This window comes from Haemophilus sp. SZY H56 (assembly GCF_054332415.1).
The window spans coordinates 25335-51733 of sequence record NZ_JBTGNX010000010.1 but is presented as its reverse complement, the minus strand read 5'-3'; the positions used below and the strand labels follow the sequence as shown (position 1 = coordinate 51733).

Genomic DNA, 26399 nt, shown 5'->3' with positions numbered 1-26399 from the left:
GCTATGTATGAACAATGGATAATCGCGTTATTAATCGCACCTTTAGCAATATCACTTGCCAGTTTCGCTTGTGGCGTGACAAAAGCACGGACAATTTGTACCGCACTTCATGTTACAGGTTTGATTTTGATGTTAGCATTTGCCTTACAAATTATTAATGGCGTGCTAACTCAGGGGGAAATCAGTGCATTAAATAACTGGGTTTACATCGACAGTCTATCTGCTATTTTCTTAGGGCTCATCGCTATTGTTGGAACATTAGCCGGTATTTATTCAATCGGTTATATTGGTACTGAATATCGCGAAGGGCATCTTGATTTGAAAACATATTGCAATTATTACGGCTTTTTGCATTTGTTTTTCTTCACTATGATTATTTCTGTGATCACCAATAACGTGATTTTGATGTGGGCTGCTATTGAAGCAACTACATTAAGTTCTGCGTTCTTGGTCGGTACATACAAACAAAAAACTTCTCTTGAAGCCGCATGGAAATACATCATTATTTGTTCTGTTGGGGTCGCGTTCGGATTGTATGGCACGATTTTAACCTTCTCTAATGGTACGAATCTTTTGGCAGATCCTAGCCAAGCCATTTTCTGGACAGAAATCAATCAGCAAGCGGCTGGTTTGAATCCGATGCTCATGTATCTTGCTTTTGCCTTCATTTTGGTTGGCTTTGGTACTAAGTGCGGTCTATTTCCAATGCATACTTGGCTATCCGATGCACACAGTGAAGCGCCAAGTCCGGTGAGTGCGATTTTATCTGCGGTATTATTGAACTGTGCCATGTTGGTGGTATTGCGCTACTACATCTTAGTTTCTAAAGCAGTTGGTCCAACTTACCCTCAAACCTTATTGTTGGTATTTGGTTTACTTTCTGTATTGGTTGCGGCCTTGTTTATTATCGTTCAATTCGACATCAAACGCTTATTGGCATACTCCAGTATTGAAAACATGGGTTTAATTAGCTTCGCTTTTGGTTTAGGTGGCCCAATCGGCGTATTTGCTGGGTTATTACATACCATTAACCATAGCTTAGCGAAAACCTTGCTGTTCTGTGCTTCTGGTAACATTTTATTGAAATACAAAACCCGTGATATGAACCAAGTACGAGGTTTATGGCATGTGGCACCAATGACAGCGGTATTATTTGCCGGAGGTGCATTAGCACTAGGTGGTATTCCACCATTTAACGTGTTCGTCAGTGAATTCAGTATTGCTGTTGCGGGTATTTACGCAGGTAAAACTTGGTTAATGGTATTCTGTTTAATTTTACTCACTATTGTGTTAGCTGGATTGTCTTTAATGGTATTAAAAACTGTATTAGGCAAACAGCCAGATAATATTGAAGTGGGGGATGTGAACAAAGTTTCACTCGTGGCGATGGCAATTTTATTGTTATTCATGTTTATTATGGGTATTCATATTGCCGAACCAATTTTGCAGTTATTAAAAAGTGCGGTCGGAATTGTACTCGGATCTGAACAAGTGTCTTTTGGTGAAATGTTAATTTTACCTTGGCAAAGTTTAGCGCAATGATCGACAGGAGGGATAAATATATGGAATTAACTAAAAATACATCAGTCGATCCAGCCAAAATGATTGGTAAAAATTACATTGAAGCAGTCAATGCAAAATTTCCAAATACCATTTTGGATGAGGAGTGGTCAACACCAAATCAGGTTACCCTTACCATTAAAACCAATATGTTACCTGATGTAGTTGAATACCTTTATTATCAACATGAAGGTTGGTTACCTTTGGTATTCGGGAATGATGAGCGTTCAATTCATGGCAACTATGCAGTGTACTACGTGCTTTCCATGGAAGGGGAAGTGAAAACTTTTATCACTATTAAAGCCTTAGTTGATCCTGTGAGCTTAGAATTTCCGTCAGTGACACCAAAAGTCAAAGCAGCTGTTTGGGGCGAACGTGAATTATTCGATATGTATGGTTTGAAAGCCGTTGGTTTACCTGACCAACGTCGCTTAGTGTTGCCAGATGATTGGCCGGATGATCTTTATCCATTACGTAAAGACTCAATGGATTATCGCTTACGTCCCGATCCGACAACCGCAACAGAAACCTACGAATTCATTAATGAAAAAGGCGAAGCGCGCATTGTGCCAATTGGCCCATTACACATCACCTCAGATGAACCGGGACATTTCCGTTTGTTCGTGGATGGGGAAGATATCATTGATGCGGACTATCGTTTGTTCTATGTGCACCGCGGTATGGAAAAATTGGCAGAAACTCGCATGGATTACGACCAAGTCAACTTCCTTGCTGACCGTGTGTGCGGGATTTGCGGTTTTACTCACAGTGTGGCGTATGCCAATTCCGTAGAAAGCGCTTTGGGGATTCAAATTCCAAAACGTGCTGAATGGATCCGTGCGATTTTGTTAGAAGTAGAACGTTTACACAGTCACTTATTAAACTTAGGTCTATCTAGCCACTTTACCGGCTTTGATACCGGCTTTATGCAATTCTTCCGTGTTCGTGAGAAATCCATGACCTTGGCTGAAGTGCTAACTGGTGCACGTAAAACCTATGGTATTAACCTTATCGGTGGTGTGCGTCGTGATATGTTGAAACATCAACGTGAGCAATGTATCAAGCTTATCGGTGAAATGCGTGAAGAACTCAAAACCTTAACCGATATTTTATTAAATACACCGAATATGGAACAACGTACGGTAGGCGTTGGTGTCTTGGCAAAAGATATCGCTCGTGACTTTAGTCCGGTTGGTCCAATGATTCGTGGTTCTGGCTTTGCGCGTGATGTGCGTAAAGTACACCCATTCTCCGGTTATGGCGATATCCCTTTCAATCTCTTCACTGAAGCAAATGGTGATGTATTATCCCGTGTGAAAGTGCGGATTAATGAAGTGTTTGAGTCTATGAATATCATTGATTACATGGTGGACAATTTGCCGAGTGGTGAAATCTTAAAAGAAGGTTTCAATTATACGCCAGGACGTTTTGCTTTAGGGATTACGGAAGCGCCACGTGGTGAAGATATTCACTGGTCAATGCTAGGCGACAACCAAAAACTTTTCCGTTGGCGTTGTCGTGCTGCCACTTATGCTAACTGGCCAACCTTGCGCTATATGTTGCGTGGCAACACTGTGTCTGATGCGCCACTTATTATTGGTAGTCTTGACCCTTGCTATTCTTGTACCGACCGTGTCACCGTGGTGGATGTACGTAAACGCAAAGCGAAAACCGTGGATTATAAAGAGATTGAACGCTACGGTATCGAACGTAAAAATTCACCATTGAAATAGGGGAGGCGGAAAATGTTTAAATTACTAAAAACGGTATTTAAAGCCGGTGATGTTACCACCAAATATCCGTTCAAACCTTATGAAGTTGATGATGATTTTAGAGGAAAACCGGAACTCAATTCTGATCAATGTATAGTCTGCGCGGCTTGTACCATTGCCTGTCCAGCCAATGCGTTGACCATGAGAACGGATCCAGTGACAGGCGAACGTACCTGGTCATTATTCCTTGGTCGTTGTATTTTCTGTGGACGTTGCGAAGAAGTTTGCCCAACCAAAGCCATTCGCTTATCACAAGATTTTGAACTATCAGTGACCAATAAACAGGATCTTTTCCAAGAAACTACCTTTGCTACAGTAACTTGTCAGGAATGTGGTCAACCGTTTATTTCTTATAAAGAACTGAATTACACCATTGATTTATTCAAACAAACTTTGGATAAACCAGAATTAGTGAAACAAAAATTGGCAGAGTTGCATACTTGTCCGGTTTGTAAACGTCAGCACAGCTTAGAAAAAACCGCGAATATGGAATCCAACATGCGGATGAAATTAATCGACTTTAAAGAGCCAGTTCGCTTGAATTTCAAAAAAGCACTCGAACAACGAGAACAAAGTGCGGTTGATGTACCTAACGTTTTAGCAGGAGGCGAAAGACGATGAACACACAAATTCCAATGCCGGTCAATGGCATATCAACACCGTTTAGTATTGATGAAAATATTGCCAAAATGAAACAAACGTTGCTGAAAGATATTCAACGTTCAGCTTATGTTTATCGTGTGGACTGCGGCGGTTGTAATGGGTGTGAAATCGAAATTTTCAGTACCATTACGCCAACATTCGATGCAGAACGTTTTGGTATTAAAGTGGTCGCTTCACCTCGTCATGCAGACATTTTATTATTCACCGGTGCGGTTACTCGTGCTATGCGCACTCCTGCCATGCGTGCTTACCAAGCTGCGCCTGATCCAAAGATCTGTATTGCTTACGGAGCTTGCGGTTGCGGCGGTGGTATTTTCCACGATCTCTATTGTGTATGGGGTGGTTCTGACCAAATTGTACCGGTTGATGTGTATATCCCTGGCTGTCCTCCAACTCCTGCAGCGACCATTTATGGATTCGCAGTAGCACTTGGTTTGCTTGATCAAAAACTCAAAGGTAAACAAGAAAAAGCTGATCCTAACGCAGAAGCTAAATTGCGTTTCCCAACCATTCCGTTAGATTTGCGTATTAGTCTTGAACGTGAAGCACGTCGTCTTGCCGGTTATCGTCAAGGCGGCAACATTGCTAACCAATTTATGGCAATGATGACAGAAAATGATAAAGTGCCATTTGGTGTACGTTTAGGTGAATACCTAGAACGCGAAGCCGATCCGCGTTTAAGCGAAATCGTCAATCGTTTGCATGCGATTAGTATGCCGTTTTCGGGATAGTCTAACGATTGCTAAATAAACTAATAGCTCCGTTTTGATTTCTGCCAAATCTCCCCTTACCCCTCTTTGCTAAAGAGGGGAATAAGAGCGGTCAATTTCAATCTAGTTTTCTGCATTAACAACAGAAAATTAAAATGAGAGAGGAGTGCTTTATTGCTAAAGAAAAATCCCCCTCTTTAGCAAAGAGGGGTAAGGGGAGATTTGGCAGTATTGATTAGCGAAGAAATTACTTTACAAGTTTTATAGGACGTACCATGACAACCCATGTTTTTTTCTATTTACTCAATGAGCGTTTCGTCGAAAACGATGAACAGGTGCCAGAGCAAGCAAAACAGGTGATGTATTACTCTTTGGCGATAGGTCACCATGTTGGCGTAATTGATTGTTTTAAAAAATTACTGGTTTGCGATTACGATGCTTATCAACGTTTTGTAGATAGCTTTCCAGAAGGGGATGCTAAACGTAAATTTGCCGGCTTAATACGATTCGGTGAAATCGTGATTGATTCTAGCCATGTCAATTTATTGGCGAAAGCGATGGATGAAAATAAAGCAAATTTCACCCCAGAACATCAAGAGTGGGTCGAAATTCTGATGAATACGTTAGCATCAATTCAGCGTGAACCTGTGATGTATATTATGGTGAAACGTCGTGACGAATAATGTGATCTTAACCGTTGGCAACAGCATGATGGGGGATGACGGTGCTGGCCCTTATCTCTATCAGCTATTGAATGAGAATCCATTGCCAAATTGGACCGCACTTGACGGTGGCTCAGCACCGGAAAATGTTGCACATATTGTGCGAGGCATGAAACCTGATTTGCTTTTAATTTTCGATGCGGCTGATATGGAATTAGCACCGGGCAAAATCCGAATCATTGAAAAAGAGAGCATTGCGGAAATGTTTTTCATGAGTACGCATAATATGCCGCTCAATTATCTCATCGAGCAACTGGAACAAGATATTAAACAAATTGTTTTTGTTGGGCTTCAACCCGATCTGGTTTCCTTTGGTTTTCCAATGACAGAAAGCGTAAAAGAGTCTGTGCAATTTATGTATGATTTTTTAAAAGAGGGAAGATCGCTTGAAGAGATTCCTGTTTTGTAAAAAAGTGAGGGTGATTTTCTAAACATATTTTAAAAATATTACGAAAACCTGTTTTATATCAATAAATCCATGTTTTTTATAAGACTATAAGTTGATTTTGGGTGTAATATATACCCAGAATTAATTATTCTAATTCTATCTCTAACCTCGTGTTGTATCTAAAATAAGGACGTTACTATGGCTATTAAAAAAGTAATTACCGTATGTCCGTATTGTGCCTCAGGTTGTAAAATCCATCTTTTGGTGGAAAACAACAAAATTGTGGGAGCTGAAGGTGCAAACGGCAAGACAAACGAAGGGGAGTTATGCCTAAAAGGATATTATGGCTGGGATTTTGTGCATGATACAAAAATCCTGACTCCTCGCCTGACTCAACCGATGATCCGCTACAAACGTGGCGAACCATTCACACCAGTGAGCTGGGAAGAAGCGATTTCTTACACAGCAAAACGTCTCAGTGAAATCAAAGAAAAGTACGGTAACGAATCTATTATGGTAACGGGCTCTTCCCGTGGACCAGGTAACGAAGTGAACTTCGTTATGCAAAAATTCGCCCGTGCGGTATTAGGAAATAACAACATTGACTGTTGTGCGCGCGTGTGACACGGCCCTTCTGTAACAGGTCTGCTCAAATCGGTCGGTAACGGCGCAATGTCCAACTCAATTGTTGAGATTGAAGATACCAAATGCGTATTTATTTTTGGCTATAATGCCTCCACTTCACATCCTATTGTGGCGCGTCGGATTAACCACGCCAAAGCAAAAGGGGCGAAAGTGATTGTTTGTGACCCTCGTAAAATCGAAACAGCCCGTATTGCGGATATTTATGCACCGCTTGCTAACGGGTCTAACGTGGCATTCTTGAATGCGATGATGAATGTGATTTTAGAAGAAGGATTACAAGATCAAACATTTATTGATGAACACACCGAAAACTTCGATGCGTTCTATGAAACCGTGAAAGCTTATACACCGGAATCCACTCAACACATCACCGGTATTGAGCCTGAAATGTTGCGTGAAATTGCCCGCACTTATGCGAAAGCGGAAACCGCTACTATCTTATGGGGTATGGGCGTTTGCCAATTCCGTCAAGGTGTAGAAACCGTACGTGCATTAGCAAGCTTGGCAATGCTTACCGGTAACTTAGGTAAACCAAATGTTGGGGTGAACCCAGTACGTGGTCAAAACAACGTACAGGGCGCGTGCGATATGGGTGCGTTATTCAACACATTACCTGGCTATCAAAGTTTTGCTAATCCAGAGATTAATGCAAAATTTGCGAAAGCTTGGGGCGTGCCATCTATTCCAACTAAACCAGGTGTGCCGTTGAGTGAAGTCCCTGAAGCGATCATGGAAGATAAAATTAAAGCATTCTATATCATGGGTGAAGATACGTTACAAACTGAGCCTGATATTAATGCGGTTAAAAAAGCCTTCGAGAAGGTTGAGCTTCTTATCGTTCAAGATATCTTCATGACTCAAACCGCAGCAGAAGCAGATATTTTATTACCTGCGACTTCTTGTGCTGAACATGAAGGGGTGTATAGTGCCGCCGACCGTGGTTTCCAACGCTTCTATAAGGCCGTCGAGCCAACTGGCGATGTCAAGGATGACTGGGTGATCATTAGCGAAATTGCTACGGCAATGGGTTACCCAATGCACTATAACAATACCAAAGAAATTTGGGATGAACTTCGTTTACTTTGCCCAATTTACAAAGGGGCAACCTACGAAAAAATGGAAGGCATGGGTTATATCCAATGGCCATGTACTGATGAGGGCCCTGAAGATCAAGGTACAACATACTTGTATAAAGGCCAAATCTTCGACCGTCCAAACGGCAAAGCTGAGTTCTTTGCTTGCGACTGGGAGCCACCGATGGAAGAGCTTTCTGAAGAATTCCCATTAGTACTCTCTACCGTGCGTGAAGTTGGTCACTATTCTTGCCGTTCAATGACTGGTAACTGCCGCGCTCTAGCTGCACTAGCGGATGAGCCGGGATTCGTACAAATGAATGATCAAGATGCCAAAGAATTAGGTATTAAAAATAATGACTTGGTTTGGATTGCTTCTCCGCGTGGTAAAGTGATTTCTCGCGCGGATGTGAGCACTCGTACTAACAAAGGCGCTTGTTATATGACCTATCAATGGTGGATCGGTAAATGTAACGAATTAACCGCTGAACATTTGAACCCGGGTTCTAGAACGCCGGAATACAAATATAGCGCGGTTCGTATTGAGAAAATTGAAGACCAAGCCTGGGCTGAACGCTATGTGGTCACTGAATACGCGAAATTAAAAAATCGCTTAAAAGAAACCGCACTTGTGGCTTAATTAGTGTCATAAATGAATGACGGGCGAACTTAAATGGTTCGCCCGTTTTTTATTCAATTATTTTCTCATGATTATGAACGCATTTAGCCATCATTATCTGTGGCTAAAGACAAACAGGAATCGGCGAGCGTTTCACTAAAGTGTAAATCATGCGAGGCAATAAGCATTGGTAACTGTAACTCGCGTAAAAGTGCGGTCAGTTTGGCAATATTTTTTACATCCAGTCCATTGGTTGGTTCATCAAGTAATAATACTTTGGGTTGCATCGCTAGCACGCCAGCCAGTGCAGTAAAATTCTGTTCACCACCAGATAGGGTATTCACGGAACGATCTTTTAATCCAACAATATTCAGACGTTCCAGTTGTTGCAAGGCAATTTGATAGGCTTCATCTCTGTTCAATCCTTGATTAAGTGGACCAAAGGCCACATCATCAAATACGGTTGGACCGAAAAGTTGATCGCCTGCATGTTGGAAACAGATACCAATCTTTCCACGTAACGGTACAAAATCTTTTTCTTGACGGCAGGTGTTATCGAACCAGCGAATCTCACCTTGTTGGTAAGGTATAAACCCTAATAGGCTATGTAATAGCGTTGATTTCCCACAACCAATATCGCCTTGTAAAAAAAGACGATGACCTTCAGGGAGCTCAAAAGAAAGGTTATCAATAATCACACGTTGGTCGCGCATGATCTGTAATTGTTTGACTTCGAGGACGTTCATCAAGATTTATCCTGTGTTTTTTTCACATCATGCAGCTGAAAGCCACGTGCTTTTAGCGCCATTTCTGTTTTTTCTGCTTTAACGAGAGCATGAATTAATAATAATGCCACGCGTTGTGATGCAATGAATAAGGTTCTGCTGTTAAGTTTTGGCTGGTATCCGCGTGCGCGCATTGCCATATCCATTTTTTTATGTACATCACCGAGTACAGAAATATAACGTACGGTTAGAACAAATAGGTGAAGTAGTTTTTCGGGCAATGGTAAACGACATAATGCTTGTAATAAAAGGCTCTTGTTCATATCAATTAACAAGAGGCGAGTTAAACTTAAAATCAAATTGAAGCGTAGCGTGATGAGCCGTGCGAGCTGAATACCCATTGGATTTAATACTAAACCTTGCTCGGTGATTTTCCAACTTAAGGTCAACCAAACAAGCAAAGTGAAAAAATTCAGTTTTAGCCAATATTTGAAATAACCGGCAAGGGATTTTTGATAACGTATTAGCGCAATAAGTAACCCGCTGAATACGATCAGATTAAGGATAATAAGCGTTGAAATATGTGTCATTGTGCTGACGATAAGTCCACACAAAAACACATAAATTAATCGTAAGTGCGGTTGAAAAATAGCAAGAAAATTCATTTCACTACACTGAGCGCTGTTGGATACATTTTGTTTAACAATAAGACCACCCCGACGCTGACGATACTGTCGACAATAAACACGGGAATATGTGATATCACCAGAAGCATAATTAGATCGCTGTAGGCTTTACCGCCATCTAGAGCCAAGACTAAAGAAGCGAGCAAGGCTGAACCGCCAACGCCGATCACGCCAGCTCCAATTCCTGCAGTAATTTGAGTGCGACGGGAATTGTCATTTTCAAGCCTTTTTGCAAATAGCCAATGTACAAGAAGGGCTGGTAATGCCATTACGCATAAATTGACACCTAATACGGCAAATCCCCCGAAGGAAAATAGCAGGGCTTGTAATACCAATGCGATTAAAAAAGCAGGGAAAACAGCCCAGCCGAGAAACAGGCCGGCCATGCCGTTTAAGATGAGATGCACGCTACCAATACCAACCGGTACATGAATGGTACCCGCAACAAAAAAAGCAGCAGCAAACAATGCTGTTAGCGGTAATTGCTGCGAATTGAGGCGTTTCAGGCCAATCATTACGCAGACTAATGCGACAGCTGCACCACCAAGCAATACGGGTGTATGCAACACACCTTCCGATAAATGCATATTATCTTTCCTTAGATTGCGACGCACGCGTCATCTTTGAGGCTCTAATCAATGCCCATAAGCCAAAAATACCAACAATATAACCGATACCACCAATAATATCGTGCAGGTAAATTTTGTCTTTTAATTTAGAAATATCTTCGCGAACCAACATCAATGCATTGTTACTGTTATTAGTGGTTTGTGCAGATACTCTGTTGGCAACAATTGAGGCTCGATGTCCTTCTTCACCTTCTATCACCACTTTAATGGCACCTTCGGTAGTCGTATTGATCGGATAGGCAAATTGCCCATCGCGATCCGTTTTGCCTTCCAATAGAGGAGAGTCCTGGCCTGCTTGCAAAATTTCCATATAAGTTTCTGCCGCAGGGGTCATATCGGAATAATAGGCTTTACCAGAGACTGTGCGTCCATCATATTGTGCAAAAACATGCAAACTATGAGCCAATGCTGATGGTGCGCACAGCCAGGTGAAAAGTGCGGTTAAAAATATAACTCTTTTCATTATTTTGCATCAAAAGTCAGCATATATTCAACACTGCGCTCGGTATAGTCAGGGTTTTCTTTAACTGGCTCGTCAAATTCAGCCCAAACTTTGTTATAACCCGCTTTAGGGGTGAATTGTGCGATACCTTTTTCATTGGTTAAGTTGAATGGGTGATCTTCGCCTAACCCCACTTTGATGCCTTGCACAGGTTTACCTTTTACTAACACGAGAATATCGAGTGGTTGTCCCGCTTTCGGTTCACTTTGAGGGATTAATTCATAATCCATATTGTGTGATTTATTTGCTTGCGTATCCCAGTGTAAAATGGCTTTACCGAATTTGATTGGATTAACACTGCGTACAGCTTCAGGTGCCTGTTGTTTGGTTTTTTCGACATATTTACCGCTAGGTAATTTTGACCAAACACCATTATCAAAGCGAATAAACGCGATGGCTGCATCTGGTGCAGCAAAGTGTGCTTCGCCTTCCTTAAAGTTTACAGTGGCATTTTGCAATTGGCCCTTAGCATCGAGTAGGCGTACCACTTTTAATTTGCTTTGAGGATAGGTTTCAGTTTCCTCATGACCAAATTTAACCACATATTGCCCTTTTGCATCCTTAGCAGGCTCCAACCAAACATTATGTGCATTAGCAAGTGAAGCACCGAATAGTGCGGTAATAAACAATGCTGTTTTTTTCATGGAAGTTCTCCTTTTCTAACATGTGAATACTATGATAAAGTATAAAATATGAAGTAACTTCAGAGTCAAGTGTAATTTTATAAAAATGAAAATTGGTCAACTAGCCAATATCGTTGGCTGTACGGTGGAGGCCGTACGTTTCTATGAAAAGCAAGGATTAATCGAACCCGCCAAACGAACGAGCGGTAATTTTCGTGTTTATACGGAAGAGCATTTGAAACAACTTTCTTTTATTTGTTATTGCCGCAGTTTGGATATTTCACTAAAAGAAATCAAAATGTTGCTGAATCCGCAATGTGCCACTCAAGAGCAGGAAAGGGAAATCAATGAGCTGCTAGATCGACATATTCGAGAAGTATCAAAACGGATCCATGAATTAGCTCACTTGAGACTTCGCTTAATTCAGCTCAAAGGTAAATGTAGTCACTTTGAGCAAAATAATGATTTAATGAACACTTTATTGCAGCACAGTGGCATTAATTTTGTGCCGTTGAAATAAAGTATAATGCCAACACGGGTGAATATTGAAACTCAGAAAATGAATAGTAAAAAGAGCAGAATTAAAACATACTGCTTTTTATCCTAAGGAGAAAATCATGCACGAAATGTCCCTCTGTCAGAACATGATGGAAATTATTGAACAGCAACAGAAAAAGCATAACATCCATGAAGTGACAGATATCTGGCTAGAAATTGGAGCACTGTCTTGTGTCGAGCAAAGTGCGGTTGAATTTTGCTTTGAAATTATGCGTAAAGATACTGTTGCTGAAAATTGCCAATTACATTTTATTCATTTACCCGCGATAGCATGGTGCTGGCAATGTCAAAAGGAAGTAGAGATTGAGGCCTATCAGGATTGCTGTCCACATTGTCACAGTGCATGTTTACAACGTCGAAGCGGCACAGAATTTAGAGTGAAAGAAATTGCCGTAAAATAGCAGAGTATTTTAATTGGTTAGAATGTCGTCTGACTTTTGAATATAAAACCCGCTAACTGATTGATAGTATGTGTTTATCTCTCTTCAAAGAATATATTTAACATTGAGAATATGGTATTCTAACACACATGAATTAGCATAGATTCTAAGCATTTACAGAATAAACGAAAAATTATTGAGGTGACTTATGTGTACAACCTGTGGCTGTGGCCATCCAGACCAAGTCAGAATCGGTGAATTACCGCATGTTCATCATGATTCCAATGCGCAACATGCGACAAAACTACCTAATTTTTCTCACTCCTCCTTCCGCATGCCAGACACGCCGCAACAAGAAGAAACACAGCAACGATTACTGAAAGTAGAACAAGATATTCTTGGTGCCAACAATCAATTAGCCGATATGAATCGTCGTTTTTTTGCGAATCAGCATATTTTGGCACTTAATCTTGTTTCAAGTCCTGGTTCAGGCAAAACAACCTTATTGACGACTACGTTAAATGCATTAAAAAATGACTATCCTTGTTATGTGATCGAGGGCGATCAACAAACAGAAAACGATGCGGATCGTATTCGTCAAACCGGTGTGCCAGCAATTCAAGTTAATACGGGTAAAGGTTGTCATTTAGATGCACAAATGATTGGTAATGCATTGGTGAAATTGCAGCCACAGGAAAATAGTCTGATGTTTATTGAAAATGTCGGAAACCTAGTCTGCCCATCAGAATTTGATTTAGGTGAGCATGCCAAAGTAGTGATTTTATCTGTAACAGAAGGTGAAGATAAACCACTCAAATATCCACATATGTTTGCGGCTTCTAAGTTAATGATTTTAAACAAAGTGGATTTACTGCCGTACTTAAATTTCGATGTGGAAAAATGTATTGCTTATGCGAAACAAGTGAATCCAACAATTGAGGTTATCCAGTTGTCTTCTCAAAGTGGAGAAGGATTACAGCAATGGCTAGACTGGTTAAAAGCGCAAGAACGATAGGAGCATCAAATGCAGTTTGTTGATGAATTTCGTGATCCTGAACTGGCCAAAAGTCTGTTGCAGCGACTACAAAAAATAATGGAAAAACAACCGTACTTTACACCAGAAAATCCGTTATATCTGATGGAGGTCTGCGGCGGACATACTCATACCATTTTTAAATTTGGGCTGGATCGTTTATTACCGAAAAGTATTGAATTTATTCACGGTCCAGGCTGTCCGGTATGTGTCTTACCGATGGGGCGAATTGATGTATGTATTGAGATTGCTCGTCGTCCAGAAGTGATTTTCTGTACTTTCGGTGATGCGATGCGAGTACGCGGACGTTTAGGTTCATTATTAGAAGCCAAAGCACAGGGCGCAGATGTTCGAATCGTTTATTCACCGCTCGATGCATTGAATATCGCATCAAATAATCCTGATAAAAAAGTGGTATTCTTTTCACTTGGTTTTGAAACAACCATGCCAAGTGCCGCGATTACCTTGCAACAAGCGAAAAAACAGCAGGTAAAAAACTTTTTTGTGGTATGCCAAAATATTACCATCATCCCGACATTACACAGCTTATTGTCACAAGGACAAGTCAAAATTGACGGCTTCCTTGCGCCAGGTCATGTCAGCATGGTGATTGGTTCTGAACCTTATCAGGAATTGTGTGATACCTACCATAAGCCTTTTGTAATCACTGGTTTTGAGCCTTTAGATATCCTACAAGCAATTTTAATGTTGGTGACACAGATTGTTGAACAACGCTGCGAAGTGGAAAATCAGTATAAACGTATCGTACACCAACATGGCAATGAGTTAGCACAACAGGCAATCAGTAAAGTGTTCCGCTTGAAAGCCAGCAGCGAATGGCGTGGATTGGGCGAAATTGCAGAATCAGGTGTAGAATTGACAGATGATTATCAATGCTTTGATGCAGAAGGCCATTTTGCTTGTCAGCCACACCAAGTTGCCGATGATCCTGATTCTCGTTGCGGCGATGTATTAATCGGGAAATGTAAGCCGGCGGATTGCCCATTATTTGCTAAAAAATGTAATCCTGACAATGCCTATGGTGCATTGATGGTGTCTTCCGAAGGGGCATGTGCGGCCTATTATCAATATAGACGGGAATAAAACAATGACTGATTTTATTACAATGGCACACGGAAATGGTGGTGCTACCATGCAAGAGTTGATCCGCGATTATTTTGTCGAGGCATTTGATAATCCAATACTTTCACAAGGCGAAGATCAGGCTCGTATTGCTTTACAAGAGTTAAATGCTTTAGGTGGAACATTGTCATTTTCTACCGATAGTTTTGTGATTGATCCGATTTTTTTCCCAGGTGGAGATATTGGTAAACTCGCTGTTTGTGGCACAGCTAACGATGTCGCGGTATGCGGTGCCGTACCAAAATATTTGTCTTGTGGATTTATTTTAGAAGAAGGTTTGCCACTGGAAACCTTAAAAAAATTGATCCAATCAATGGCAAAAGCCTGTCAGTCAGCCGGTATTCAAGTGGTAACCGGTGATACCAAAGTAGTACAAAAAGGCGCGATAGATAAAGTCTTTATCAATACGGCAGGCATTGGTGTGATTCCAAATGGACTCGACTGGGGCGTACATCGCATTCAGCCAGGTGATCAGATTATCGTGAGTGGTACTTTAGGTGATCATGGTGCAACCATTTTGAATTTACGCGAAAATCTTGGTATTCAAACGGATTTACGCAGTGATTGTGCTGTGCTTGCACCGCTCATTGATTGCATTCGTCCAATTGAAGGGGTGAAAGCTGTACGCGATGCGACCCGTGGTGGTGTGAATGCAGTACTTCACGAATTTGCACAGGCACAAAAAGTAGGGATTCAAATTGATGAAACAGTGTTACCAATTCGTCAGGAAGTGCGCGGTATTTGTGAATTACTCGGTTTGGATGCATTAAATTTTGCTAATGAAGGCAAATTAGTGATTGTGGCAGACAAAGAAAAAACAGCTGAGATTCTGACCGCACTTCGTCGCCATCCATTAGGTGAAAACGCAGCTGTCATTGGTGAGGTAACGACTGATGGCAAAGTTCGTGCAGTTGGTCTTTTCGGTCAAAGTCGTTTATTAGACTTACCACGCAACGAACCTTTACCACGCATTTGTTAAGCAAAAACCGGTTTAATGTTAAATTAAACCGGTTTTAGTTTGTAAATTGGTATGTGTGAGAAGAGTGCTATTTTTTCCAAATAACGTGGAATTCACGATCTTCTTCTCGGTGTGAAATTAAGAATTTCGCAAACACATCATCCATTTCATCTTTCTCATTCACTAAACCCACCCAAACTTCAGCAAAAGCGTCAGGATCGATTAACACCCCAATTTCTTGTTCCCAATCATCTGCAGTTTCGACAAACTCGACTGCACCACGATCTTCAAATTGCAGATTGAATAGCATAATATCAGCGGGATCGAGATTTTCCCCCGCCATCTCTAAGAAAATATCATAAGCAAGATCAATCGCTGCATCGGGATCAAGTTTTTGAATATCAGTTGTCATTGGGTTTTCCTTCATCAAGTCAATTGCGCGTATGATACCGCAAGAAACAGAAAACAAAAAGTGCGGTCAAATTCATCTATATTTTGCTTATAGTAGTTAAACCTCAACTCGTTTTCCTATATCTTTCAAATTAGAAAATTGCTCTAGTAATCGAGGTGCATCATCAAGGCTAATCGCAAATGTCCAAAGATAAGTAATTACTGCATAAATATGCCCAGCTTGCACACCTTTAGTTGTGGCTAAATTAACTACAGTGACACCAAATAAAATAGCTGATGCAATGCCAATCCATAAATAACCCGTTGCTTCACGATTAGATAAACGGATACGTAAATGAGCAAGCCAGTCATAATGTTTATTTAAGTAATAATTACTTTTTTGTTCAATTACGTTGACTTCTTTTTCTAACCGATCGTTAAGCTTTAAATAAAGCAAATCATTTGTTTTTGAGTATGTAGGTAATAAAAGACCAAAAAATACCAATATTAGACAAGCCGTTATGCCTGACCAAAATTCTAGCCACAATAGCATTATAGCCGCACCAATGATGGAAAAACTCGACATAATTAATGTTGGTAGATGTTGTTCAAAAAAGTCCACAAATTGACGTGATAATGCTACACGAGCAGTAATTGCTGAGGTATTTAATCCTTTCTCTCGTTGGTTAATGATAACCGGCACGGCAAGCTCTGCGTAAATACGAGCAAAACTACGAGTATCTACTGCACGGCGAGCTGCACCAATTCCCCAAATAATAAGCACTAAAAGGGAATAGCTAAGTGAAAGCAAGACATCTCCATTCATTATTGCATTAACAGCAAAGCCCCCAAAAACGGGATAAGTAATAAAGAGAATGTTCTCTAATGTGACCAAGCTGAAAGTAAAGAAAAGACGTTTTTTGTTGTTTTTGGCGATTGATTTAATATTTTCTATCGCATTTGAAGTCATTTTAGTCATAAAAATATAGTCTAATAATTGCTAAACTCTACAAATTATAGTCTTAAAATTTACTAAAATAAAGTAAATTTTAAGACTATATTTTTATAATTGAAATGATAGAATAAGACAAACAGAGAAAGTTGAGGGATAGAAATGAATAATTTTGAGTTGCTTGGTAAGCACATTTCAGAAATTGATGAGGTGCTGGATACATGGATCGATCTTAAGTTTGCACTTAATTACAATCATTTTGCAGTGCTTTATTGTTTAGCGGGAGCTGAAAATGGGCAATGCACACAAAAGAAAATTTGTGATGAATGGTATATACCTAAACAAACCGTGTTTAATATTTGCAAAGAGTTTCGAGAAAAAGACTGGATTGAATTTTATCCGAGTTCAACGGATAAGCGTGAGCGAATTATGCAATTAACAAATGCAGGTAAATTGCAAGCAGAACCGATTTATGAGGCGACCACAGAGATGTTTGAGAATGCATTTAATGTATTTGGAAAAGAGAAATCTACTCAACTTTTTGCATTAATGTCTGAATTTTCCCAAATCTGTCGAAATGTAATGAATAAATAAAAAGTGCGGTCAAATTTATCATTATTTTTGACCGCACTTATTTATATTTGCTGTAACTAGCCCGTATTTCGCATACCTGCAGCGATACCTGTGATGGTGATCATCAAGGCTTGTTCCACATCAGGACTTGGGTTTTCAGGCGATTCACGGAAACGACGGAGCAATTCCACTTGAAGGAGATTGAGCGGATCCGTATAAACATTACGTAACGCAATAGAATCGGCGATCCACGGCAAGTCCGCCATTAATTCATCTTTGTGAGAAAGCGAAAGCACGGTTTTAATATCCGCATTCAGTTGGTTACGCAGATTTTCACCCAAGTACCAAAGCTCTTTTTTCACTAAGTTATGATCATATTGCTCAGAAAGCCAAGTATCAGTTTTACTGAACACCATTTCTAACATACCCACGCGAGTAGAGAAAAATGGCCAAGCTTTGCACATTTCTTCAATAATATGACCTTTGCCTTCATCTACAATTTTTTGAATTGCCGCACCCGCACCAAGCCATGCTGGTAGCATCAAGCGGTTTTGCATCCAAGCAAAAATCCATGGAATAGCACGTAAGCTTTCTACGCCCCCATTTGGATTACGTTTTGCAGGGCGAGAGCCGAGTGGCAGTTTAGACAGTTCTTGTTCCGGTGTGGCGCTGCGGAAATAAGGCACGAAGTCTTTATCACCACGAACAACACTACGGTAAATGTCGCATGAAGTAGCGGAAAGCTCATCCATGACGGTACGCCATTCTGCTTTAGGTTCTGGTGGTGGAAGTAAGTTTGCTTCTAAAATTGCACTCGCGTAAAGATCAAAGGTTTCAACCGCAACTTCGGGTAAACCAAGTTTAAAGCGGATCATTTCCCCTTGTTCAGTCACACGTAAACCATTTTTGAGTGAGCGCGGAGGTTGAGAAAGTAATGCCGCATGTGCAGGCGCACCACCTCGACCGATTGTACCACCACGACCATGGAATAAAGTCAGCTCAATGCCCAGTTCTTCAGTTAAATTGACTAACGCTTCTTGTGCACGATATTGTGCCCATGAAGCCGCCATCATTCCCGCATCTTTAGCTGAGTCTGAATAACCAATCATCACCATTTGATGATTGTTAATCAAGCCACGATACCAACCAATATTGAATAATTGACGCATGACACCTTCAGAGGCATCTAAGTCATCTAAGGTTTCAAAAAGTGGCACGACAGGAATGTGATAAGGCACGCCCGCTTCTTTTAATAATAAATGCACAGCAAGAACATCAGAGGCACTTCTTGCCATTGAAATAATATAGCAAGCAATTACGCCTTGTTTTTGTTGGGCAATGACTTTGCAAGTCTCTAAAATTTCTTGGGTTTCTGCAGACGGCTCCCAATGGGTTGGAATTAATGGACGGCGAGAATTTAATTCACGCACCAAGAAAGATTGTTTCTCAGCTTCGCTCCATTGTGCATAATCTCCAATGCCAAGATAACGTGTAATTTCAGCAATCGCATCTGTATGACGCGTGCTTTCTTGACGGATATCCATTTGTGAAAGGGTGACCCCAAAACAGCGAATACGGTGCAAAATATCCAATAAGGATCCATTGGCAATAATACGCATGCCACACGCCATTAATGATTGATAGCAATCATAGAGCGGTTCCCAAAGTTGATTATCTTCCATGATGATATCCGCCTGACTTACACGAGGCGGACGATTTGCCATGCAATCTTCAAAGTAATCAAGAGTCCCGATAAGTTTTTCACGAAGTTGTTTGACCACAAAACGATAAGGCTCTAAATGTTCACCATATTTTGCGGTAAAGTCTGGTGTGCATTTCACCATGGATAATTCATCGGCAAGAGATTTGATGTCATTTAAGAATAAATCCGCTGCTTTCCAACGAGCAAGATAGAGCACTTGTTGGGTTATTTTTGAGGTGACAAACGGGTTACCATCACGGTCACCGCCCATCCAAGAAGAAATTCGGACAGGACGTAAGCCCACTGGTAAATCGTACCCCAAAAATTCACGAGCATGTTCATTTAATTGACGTAAGAATTCCGGCACCCCTTGCCATAGGCTGTTTTCAATCATGGCATAGCCCCATTTTGCTTCATCGAATGGCGTAGGGCGAACGGTACGGATTTCATTGGTATGCCATGCTTCAGCAATTAAACGAAGTAGCAAGCGTTCAATAATGCCGCGTTCTTTAGGCGTTAAATCATCGTGCTCTAATTTGCTTAAGCATTTATTGATCTCAACGTGTTTGTGGATTAACGAACGTCGTGTGGTTTCGGTAGGGTGTGCCGTTAATACCAGTTCAATAAGTAAGTTTTCAACGGTTTTGTAAACCTCTTCTTTTGAGGCATTTTGTGCTTTTAAACGTTGAAATAACGCACTCAAAGAACGGTTAGAGGATTGTAAATCTTTATGTTGGCGAGAGACAGTTTGGTATTGTTCAGCGATATTCGTCAGATTAAGAAAATGGCTGAATGCACGCGCAACGGGAATAATGTTTTCGTTAGAAATGGTGGAAAGGGTATCCAACAAGGTTTTACGCGCTTGGCTATCGCCTGCTCGAGATTGTTTGGACAATTGGCGAACATTTTCAATCAAGGTAAGAATGTCTTCGCCTTGTGCATCATTGATGGTTTCTCCAAGAAAACGCCCTAACATATTAATATTATGGCGGAGAGTGCGATACTCATCAGTCATATAAACTCCGATAAAGAAAAAATAAAATAAAACCAGTATAGATATAACCAAAAATATGTATCGGGATCAAATGCTATACGTCGAAAACTTGTATTAAATCAAAAAAGCTGAAAATAAGTAAAAAAAGACCGCACTTTTTTAGATAAAATTTAAAGTGCGGTCAAAAAATTTAATGTTTATGCAAGTGTACGGACTGATTTTCGTAGTACCAATTCTGGATGGATCGCAATACGATGTTTTTCGTGGCTGTCGTTATCTTTATTGGCGATTCGTTCAAATAACAGATTAACCGCCTGTGCACCTAAACGTGATTTAGATTGGTGAATCGTGGTGAGTGGCGGTGCATAGAAACGTGATGAGTGAATATTGTCATAGCCAATAATCGAAATATCATCAGGCACGCGCAAGCCTTTTTCTGTAATAGCAGAAATTGCACCTAATGCCATCACATCATTACAGCAGAAGACAGCAGTAGGTAGGCTGTCTTGTACGAGAATTTTATTCATACACTCGTAACCATCTTCAGGCTCGAAGAAACCTTCCATAATCCAATTTTCATGAATTGGCAGATTGGCTTCATTCATGGCTTTCACAAAACCTTCATAACGTGTTCTTGCGGTAGTTTTATCCAATTCCCCCGCAATAAGACCAATGGCTTTATGACCACAATCAATTAAGTGCTTAGTCGCAATATATCCGCCCGTAAAGCTATTATCTTCAATGACATCTGTATCAGTATTAGGCCCCCAGTCCATTACAACCATTGGTATGTCAGCTGCGTTAGAAAGGATATCAAGTGAATGGGATGTATATTCAGAACACATGACTAATAAGCCATCTACACGTTTTTTGGCAAGCATGTCTAAATGGTTTTTAATCTTTTCTGGATCATTTTGTGTGTTACATAAAAACAATGAATAGCTTTGGCGATAACAATGATCTTCAACGGCATGAATGATTTCAGCAAAATAAGGGGATTCACTAGTGGTAACAATCATCCCAATAGATTTTGTCGTATTGACTTTCAAACTCCGCGCAACAGCACTAGGTGAATATTTCAAGTTTTTAATGGCTTGCATCACCGCTTCTTCGGTTTCTTTTGCTACAAAACGGGTTTTATTAATTACATGGGAAACTGTGGTAGTTGAAACACCAGCCATCTTCGCGACATCTTTAATTGTTGCCATAATTTTGCCTCTAGAAAATTTTTTCTATTATAAAGATTGAAACTAAAGAGGTTAAGCAGATTATAAAAATTTTTTGAAAAAACGTACTTTATTGTTAGAATAGGATATCTTTAACTAAACAAGTGGGAAATTAAAATGGGTGATTTTGGTTACGCGATGCTAACAGTAGTACTTTCTTTAAGTGTTGTAGTTGGTTTAGCTGTTGCAATTTTTTAATAGAAAGAAAAACATATTTAGGATTAACCGCGCTTTAAGCAATTAAAGTGCGGTTATTTTTTTGGTTGTTTTTTGTCTCCGAGCTAAAAGCAATGCCAACTGGCTATTTCTTTAGTATAATTTGCAACTATTTTCGTTTGTTGCAATCAAAATAACGCAAAAACTAAATTGAGATAATGATGAATAAATATTTGATTTCACTAGATAAAGATGTTCAGCGTCGTGAGCTGTTTTTTGCTCAACCTGATACCGCCGATTTTGCTGTATTTTCAGCGATTAATACCATGCAAAAAGAGTGGGATGAATTGGCTGAAGTATTCAATCCAACGAAGTTTGAACAGCATTATGGACGCAACGTCACAAAAGGCGAAATTGGTTGTACATTAAGCCATTTAGCGGTTTATCGTCAGATCGTAGAAGATCAAAATGTGACGGAAAATGACTATGCGTTAGTCTGTGAAGATGATGCGTTATTTAACGCTAATTTATCGCCAAACACAACCGCACTTTTAACCGAAAAATGCGATGCAGATATTGTATTAATCGGGCAGTCAAAAATTGCGGAATTTGATGATGTGGAATTGGAAATTAATTATCCGACAACCTTCTCATTTTTACGTCAAACAGTGGGTGATGTCACCGTAGCTTACCCATATAAAAGTTATTTTGCAGGCACGGTAGCATACTTAATTAAAAAATCAGCGGCACGTGCATTTTTAAAGCAACTCAAACAAGAAAAGCCGTTTTGGCTGGCTGATGATTTCTTATTATTTGAAACCCAATTCCAAATCAATAACAATGTGGTTCGTCCGCTTGTGGCCATTGAAAATCCACAGTTAGTGAGTAATTTGGAAGCGATTCGTGGTTCAAAATCTAATAATTTAGTAAAGAAATTAATGAAATATCCGCTCAAAAAAATCTTAGCGGTGAAAAAGAATTTAGGAAAATAACGTAAAAAATGACCGCACTTTTTAACCTTTTTTATCTTTACGATCCTTGGCTGTTCCATGTCGTACGAATGTCATTCGTCGCGGGCTTGGCTGCATTGGTTGTTTTGGCTTATCAGTACATTAAAAAGCAGAAACCGCAAGGCATCATTTTGCCTTTAGACAGTCTTGCTGTTTTAGGCGGATTGATTGTTTTCAGTGTGATTCCGTTATTACTTAATGGCACAAAAGATCTTTCAGTTATCACCATGTATGTGAAGGAATTGATTTTATTCCTCTTAGGCGTGGGACTGTATAATGCGTTTTATGCCAATGCAAACGGACAACAACGAGTCGTGCGAGATTTGCAAATTGGTGTAGTGGTGCAATTTGCAGTGGGCATCATTGGCTTGCTCGGCGCATCATTTGTGATCGATTTCTTGCTTTCAACCAATGCAGTGTTGCCCGCACGTTTTTATGGTTCAGAGCAGGAATATCGCTTATATAACATCACCGCAACCGCCTTTTTCCAACTGAGTTTATTCTATTTAATGCTGTTGCATTTCTTACTGGCTTACAACGCTAAACATAATACACTTCCAAGTATTTTAGTGTTTTTTATGCTATGTATCGGATTAATTTCAGGACGTACATTCCTTCTGTTATCGGTTGTGAGCATTTTAGTGTATTTCAAATGGCGTTATGTTCCATCACTCATTGCATTTGCTATTTTGGTCTTGTTATTGGCGTATTTCTTACCAGAAAATCCTTATGTTGCACATGCTTTAGAACCCGTGATTAATTTATTACACGGTGAAGGATTTGTCAGTTCGTCAACAGATACCTTGATGAAAAACCACCTCTTTATGCCAACGCTCAAGCAGTTCATTTATGGCGATGGTATGTATATGACAGGTGAGTTAGAAGTCGGTCGTTATTATGGGCATACGGACTCTGGTTTCTTACGCCAAATTCTTTATGGTGGTGTGTCTTATGCTTTAGTGTGTTTTGCCGTGACATTCTATTTTGTACGCAAAGTTGCCTTAAACTGGTTTGATGGCAGCTGGAAATTTATCCTTTCTGCCTTTGTGATTTTAGCGTTCTGTAATATCAAAGCAGACACCTTTGCTTTCCCGGGCATTATGTTTGTCATGCTGATGTTCTTATCGCTTTTTGGCACTCACGGTAAACAACTTATTTTATTTAAACAAAAGGAGCCGAAAGATGTTTAGTATCATCGTGCCTTCTTATAATCGGAAAGAAGAAATTCCTGCGTTATTGGAAAGTTTAACCAAGCAAACCACTTATAATTTTGATGTGGTGATTGTGGATGATTGTTCTAAAGAACCCGTTGAAGTGACACAATCTTATCCATTTGCAGTTAAAGTTATTCGTAACGAAACCAACCAAGGGGCAGCAGAAAGCCGTAATATCGGGGCAAGAAATGCCGATAATGATTGGTTGTTATTCCTTGATGATGATGATCGTTTTGCAAATGATAAATGTCAGAAATTAGCCGATGTGATTACCGAGCATGCTGATGTTAACTTTGTTTACCATCCAGCTAAATGTGAAATGGTGAATGAAGGCTTTAGCTATGTGACCAACCCAATTGAGCCACAAGAGATCAGCGTTGAACGAATTTTACTGGCGAATAAAATTGGTGGTATGCCGATGATTGGGGTGAAAAAAGATCTGTTTTTAAAAATTGGCGGATTATCAACCGCACTTCGTTCATTGGAAGACTATGATTTCTTGCTGAAACTTGTGCAAGATCCTACGTTTAAAGCGTGTAAAGTAGCAGAACCATTAACTTATTGTACGTTCCATACTAAGCGTTCTAGCGTATCAACGGATACGACTAATACGCAAAAAGCGATTGATTATATCCGTGAAAATTATGTGAAAACGGCAGAGCAAGAAAAGAATTTTGCCATCAACGCACAATATATGTTGGCTTACCCACATATAATGAATTTATCCCGTAAAGCGGCTTTTTACTATTTTGAGATTTTTAAATTAACGAAAAGTATTAAGCAGCTAATTATTGCCTTTGTGGTTCTAATTTCACCTAAATTGGCAATTAATTTGAAACGGTTTATATAGATAACTTATTAGATAGAGAAGTATGAAATTTTCAGTTTTAATGTCCTTATACGTTAAGGAAAATCCACAATATTTAAGAGAATGTTTTGAAAGTTTAGTGGCTCAAACCCATCCAGCAGATGAGATCGTATTGGTGTTTGATGGTGCGGTAACACCAGAATTGGAAGCCGTGGTTGCTGAATTCGAAACCAAATTACCCTTAAACTTAGTGAAGTTGCCAAAGAACTTAGGCTTAGGCAAAGCACTCAATGAAGGATTAAAACATTGTTCTCACGATTGGGTCTTCCGTATGGACACAGATGATATTTGTGTGCCAGAGCGTTTTGCGAAACAAGTGGCGTTTATTGAGCAACATCCGGATACGATTATTTTTGGTGGGCAGATTGCTGAGTTTGGCGAAAATATTCAAGACATCGTGGCATATCGTCATGTGCCGACTGATGCACAAGATATCGTTAAATTTACGCAAAAACGTTGTCCGTTCAATCACATGACGGTGGCATATCAAAAAAGTGCGGTCATTAATTGTGGTGGATATGAGGATTTACAGGAAGATTATTACCTGTGGATTAAGCTTGTAGCACAAGGTCAAAACGTGGCAAACTTGCCGGACATTTTAGTTTATGCCCGCGTGGGTAATGGCATGGTCGGGCGTCGTCGAGGTTTAAACCAAGCGAAAGCAGAATGGCGTTTATTTAAATTGAAACACCGCTTAGGTATTCAAGGTTTATTTTCAGGCCTATTCACCTTTGTCTTGCGTTCAGGTTCTCGCTTATTACCAACCTCGTTATTGAAAGCGGTTTATAACCAATTTTTACGCAAATAATGCGATATTTTGATAATTAAAAAAGGAAAACAAATGAATTTAATCTCAACGTTAAAAATGACGGCATTATCGACCGCACTTTTATTAGTGGGCTGCTCGAGCGTTTCAATGGTAAATAGTAGTGCTATTTATAGTAAACCGAGAACTTTAAATAACTTCAATGATTATGTACAGTTTTTAAAAGGTAAAGCAGCGGCTGAAGGTGTATCGGCTTCAGTATTAAATGCGCAGAATAATATTCAGTATATGCAAAAGGCCGTGGATTTAGATCGTGCACAAGCGGGTAGAAGTAAACGTAGTGCAGATAAACCTCAATTACCCAATCCAAACGGCACAACCAATTATTTGAATAAAGTACTGACTCAAAACAAAGTGGATATTGCCGCAGAGCGTTATTGGGAAGTCCAAGCGCCATTACAACAAGCAAGCCAACGTTATGGTGTTCAACAGGAATATATCCTTGCCTTATGGGGTATGGAAAGTAGCTTTGGTCACTACCAAGGTCGCTATGATGTGCTTTCCGCTTTAGCCACATTAGCATTTGATGGCAGACGTGAAGCCTTATTCAGTAAAGAATTTGTGAATGCGATGAAAATGTTAGAACGTGATCATATTCAACGTCACAGAATGTTAGGCTCTTGGGCGGGCGCAATGGGACAAACTCAATTTATGCCAAGTGCATTCTTGAATTATGCGGCAGATGGTAATAATGATGGTGTGAAGGACATTTGGACGAACCAATTTGATGCGTTTGCTTCAATTGCAAATTATCTTCACACTGTAGGTTGGGATAACAAATTGCCTTGGGGCGTTGAAGTCACATTAAATCAACCATTAGATTTATCGCTTTCAGGCATTGAGAAAAACAAAGCTCGTTCATTAAGTGACTGGCAATCCAAAGGTATCACCTTAGCGAGCTTCAGCCAACAAGAACAAGATAAATTGACCGCACTTTCGCAAGCCGATCTTTGGTTAGTTCGTCCCGATAAAGAAGTTGGCCGTGCATTCTTGGTCTCCAATAACTACCGCACAATTTTAGATTGGAACAAATCAAACTATTTCGGCGTGAGTATTGGTATGTTTGCTGATCGCATTAAGATGGCCACCGGCTTGTAGA

Annotated in this window: 27 protein-coding genes; 18 read left to right on the top strand and 9 right to left on the bottom strand. The window is 40.1% G+C overall.

What is annotated here, in order from left to right; translation table 11 throughout:
• The first annotated feature begins 3 nt into the window (after positions 1-3).
• The 7 genes from ACXVWP_RS08340 (at position 4) to fdhF (ending at position 8173) form a co-directional block, all read left to right on the top strand.
• The gene (locus ACXVWP_RS08340; protein WP_289902057.1) at positions 4-1542 is read left to right on the top strand and encodes a hydrogenase 4 subunit F; all 1539 of its coding nucleotides are present in this window, start codon (positions 4-6) and stop codon (positions 1540-1542) included.
• A 20-nt stretch (positions 1543-1562) separates the two neighbouring features.
• Positions 1563-3293 (top strand): hydrogenase large subunit, encoded by a 1731-nt coding sequence (locus tag ACXVWP_RS08335; protein WP_297569148.1) that lies wholly within the window; start codon positions 1563-1565, stop codon positions 3291-3293.
• Between the two features lie 12 nt (positions 3294-3305).
• Complete coding sequence (locus tag ACXVWP_RS08330; RefSeq protein ID WP_049357457.1) at positions 3306-3953, top strand: formate hydrogenlyase complex iron-sulfur subunit; 648 nt, start codon at positions 3306-3308, stop codon at positions 3951-3953.
• The gene (locus tag ACXVWP_RS08325) at positions 3950-4726 is read left to right on the top strand and encodes an NADH-quinone oxidoreductase subunit B family protein (RefSeq protein ID WP_288505530.1); all 777 of its coding nucleotides are present in this window, start codon (positions 3950-3952) and stop codon (positions 4724-4726) included. The genes ACXVWP_RS08330 and ACXVWP_RS08325 overlap by 4 nt, the downstream gene beginning before the upstream one ends.
• Before the next feature lie 254 nt (positions 4727-4980).
• Positions 4981-5388: a formate hydrogenlyase maturation HycH family protein gene (locus tag ACXVWP_RS08320; protein ID WP_329504681.1), complete on the top strand. Its 408-nt coding sequence runs from the start codon at positions 4981-4983 to the stop codon at positions 5386-5388.
• Positions 5378-5836, top strand: a complete 459-nt coding sequence (gene hycI / locus ACXVWP_RS08315) for a hydrogenase maturation peptidase HycI (RefSeq protein ID WP_289902060.1) — start codon at positions 5378-5380, stop codon at positions 5834-5836. The genes ACXVWP_RS08320 and hycI overlap by 11 nt, the downstream gene beginning before the upstream one ends.
• 183 nt (positions 5837-6019) lie before the next feature.
• Entirely contained in the window at positions 6020-8173 is a 2154-nt protein-coding gene (fdhF, locus tag ACXVWP_RS08310; RefSeq protein WP_369866778.1) for a formate dehydrogenase subunit alpha, read from the top strand.
• An 83-nt stretch (positions 8174-8256) separates the two neighbouring features.
• Here the strand turns inward: fdhF and ACXVWP_RS08305 are convergent, their stop codons facing one another.
• From ACXVWP_RS08305 to ACXVWP_RS08285, 5 genes are read right to left on the bottom strand one after another with little or no spacing between them, the layout of a single operon-like run.
• Positions 8257-8898: an energy-coupling factor ABC transporter ATP-binding protein gene (locus ACXVWP_RS08305; RefSeq protein ID WP_049357449.1), complete on the bottom strand. Its 642-nt coding sequence runs from the start codon at positions 8896-8898 to the stop codon at positions 8257-8259.
• Positions 8898-9542 carry an energy-coupling factor transporter transmembrane component T family protein gene (locus tag ACXVWP_RS08300; protein WP_289902061.1) on the bottom strand — a complete coding sequence of 215 codons (645 nt, stop codon included), beginning with the start codon at positions 9540-9542 and terminating at the stop codon, positions 8898-8900. Before ACXVWP_RS08300 ends, ACXVWP_RS08305 begins: the two co-directional genes overlap by 1 nt.
• Complete coding sequence (gene cbiM, locus ACXVWP_RS08295) at positions 9539-10150, bottom strand: cobalt transporter CbiM (protein ID WP_289902062.1); 612 nt, start codon at positions 10148-10150, stop codon at positions 9539-9541. Before cbiM ends, ACXVWP_RS08300 begins: the two co-directional genes overlap by 4 nt.
• A gap of 1 nt (position 10151) precedes the next feature.
• The gene (locus ACXVWP_RS08290; RefSeq protein ID WP_289902063.1) at positions 10152-10655 is read right to left on the bottom strand and encodes a carboxypeptidase regulatory-like domain-containing protein; all 504 of its coding nucleotides are present in this window, start codon (positions 10653-10655) and stop codon (positions 10152-10154) included.
• Positions 10655-11338, bottom strand: coding sequence for a DUF4198 domain-containing protein (locus tag ACXVWP_RS08285; protein ID WP_289902064.1), 684 nt, complete (start codon positions 11336-11338; stop codon positions 10655-10657). Before ACXVWP_RS08285 ends, ACXVWP_RS08290 begins: the two co-directional genes overlap by 1 nt.
• An 85-nt stretch (positions 11339-11423) precedes the next feature.
• Between ACXVWP_RS08285 and ACXVWP_RS08280 the strand changes: the two genes are divergently transcribed.
• From ACXVWP_RS08280 to hypE, 5 genes are all read left to right on the top strand, one after another.
• Positions 11424-11837, top strand: a complete 414-nt coding sequence (locus ACXVWP_RS08280; protein ID WP_128787424.1) for a MerR family transcriptional regulator — start codon at positions 11424-11426, stop codon at positions 11835-11837.
• Positions 11838-11934: 97 nt separating this feature from the next.
• Positions 11935-12276 carry a hydrogenase maturation nickel metallochaperone HypA gene (gene hypA / locus ACXVWP_RS08275; protein ID WP_289902065.1) on the top strand — a complete coding sequence of 114 codons (342 nt, stop codon included), beginning with the start codon at positions 11935-11937 and terminating at the stop codon, positions 12274-12276.
• 187 nt (positions 12277-12463) lie between these two features.
• Complete coding sequence (hypB, locus tag ACXVWP_RS08270) at positions 12464-13270, top strand: hydrogenase nickel incorporation protein HypB (RefSeq protein ID WP_070590768.1); 807 nt, start codon at positions 12464-12466, stop codon at positions 13268-13270.
• Between the two features lie 9 nt (positions 13271-13279).
• A complete protein-coding gene (gene hypD, locus ACXVWP_RS08265) occupies positions 13280-14392 on the top strand; it encodes a hydrogenase formation protein HypD (RefSeq protein WP_369866771.1) in 1113 nt (370 codons plus the stop codon).
• A 4-nt stretch (positions 14393-14396) separates the two neighbouring features.
• Positions 14397-15410: a hydrogenase expression/formation protein HypE gene (gene hypE, locus ACXVWP_RS08260; protein ID WP_302998631.1), complete on the top strand. Its 1014-nt coding sequence runs from the start codon at positions 14397-14399 to the stop codon at positions 15408-15410.
• A 67-nt stretch (positions 15411-15477) separates the two neighbouring features.
• Here hypE and ACXVWP_RS08255 read toward each other — a convergent pair whose 3' ends face one another.
• Together ACXVWP_RS08255 and ACXVWP_RS08250 are read right to left on the bottom strand one after the other, a co-directional pair.
• Positions 15478-15801 carry an HI1450 family dsDNA-mimic protein gene (locus ACXVWP_RS08255; protein ID WP_049357433.1) on the bottom strand — a complete coding sequence of 108 codons (324 nt, stop codon included), beginning with the start codon at positions 15799-15801 and terminating at the stop codon, positions 15478-15480.
• A 96-nt stretch (positions 15802-15897) separates the two neighbouring features.
• Complete coding sequence (locus tag ACXVWP_RS08250; RefSeq protein WP_369866770.1) at positions 15898-16758, bottom strand: ABC transporter six-transmembrane domain-containing protein; 861 nt, start codon at positions 16756-16758, stop codon at positions 15898-15900.
• A gap of 135 nt (positions 16759-16893) precedes the next feature.
• On the opposite strand from ACXVWP_RS08250, the gene ACXVWP_RS08245 reads away from it, so the two are divergent.
• Positions 16894-17325, top strand: a complete 432-nt coding sequence (locus ACXVWP_RS08245; protein ID WP_369866769.1) for a MarR family winged helix-turn-helix transcriptional regulator — start codon at positions 16894-16896, stop codon at positions 17323-17325.
• Between the two features lie 56 nt (positions 17326-17381).
• On the opposite strand, the gene ppc is transcribed toward ACXVWP_RS08245, so the two are convergent.
• The gene (ppc, locus tag ACXVWP_RS08240) at positions 17382-20021 is read right to left on the bottom strand and encodes a phosphoenolpyruvate carboxylase (RefSeq protein WP_369866768.1); all 2640 of its coding nucleotides are present in this window, start codon (positions 20019-20021) and stop codon (positions 17382-17384) included.
• Positions 20022-20197: 176 nt separating this feature from the next.
• A complete protein-coding gene (purR, locus tag ACXVWP_RS08235; protein WP_289902069.1) occupies positions 20198-21208 on the bottom strand; it encodes an HTH-type transcriptional repressor PurR in 1011 nt (336 codons plus the stop codon).
• A gap of 395 nt (positions 21209-21603) precedes the next feature.
• Here purR and ACXVWP_RS08230 point away from each other — a divergent pair, with 395 nt between their 5' ends.
• The 5 genes from ACXVWP_RS08230 to ACXVWP_RS08210 are packed head-to-tail and all read left to right on the top strand — an operon-like array spanning position 21604 to position 26398.
• Positions 21604-22374, top strand: a complete 771-nt coding sequence (locus tag ACXVWP_RS08230) for a glycosyltransferase family 25 protein (RefSeq protein WP_297569187.1) — start codon at positions 21604-21606, stop codon at positions 22372-22374.
• An 8-nt stretch (positions 22375-22382) separates the two neighbouring features.
• Positions 22383-23582 (top strand): hypothetical protein, encoded by a 1200-nt coding sequence (locus ACXVWP_RS08225; protein WP_297569161.1) that lies wholly within the window; start codon positions 22383-22385, stop codon positions 23580-23582.
• A complete protein-coding gene (locus ACXVWP_RS08220; RefSeq protein ID WP_289902071.1) occupies positions 23575-24456 on the top strand; it encodes a glycosyltransferase family 2 protein in 882 nt (293 codons plus the stop codon). The genes ACXVWP_RS08225 and ACXVWP_RS08220 overlap by 8 nt, the downstream gene beginning before the upstream one ends.
• A gap of 22 nt (positions 24457-24478) precedes the next feature.
• Entirely contained in the window at positions 24479-25282 is an 804-nt protein-coding gene (locus ACXVWP_RS08215; protein WP_289902072.1) for a glycosyltransferase family 2 protein, read from the top strand.
• Between the two features lie 33 nt (positions 25283-25315).
• Positions 25316-26398: a lytic murein transglycosylase gene (locus tag ACXVWP_RS08210; RefSeq protein ID WP_289902073.1), complete on the top strand. Its 1083-nt coding sequence runs from the start codon at positions 25316-25318 to the stop codon at positions 26396-26398.
• The last annotated feature ends 1 nt before the right edge of the window (position 26399 follow it).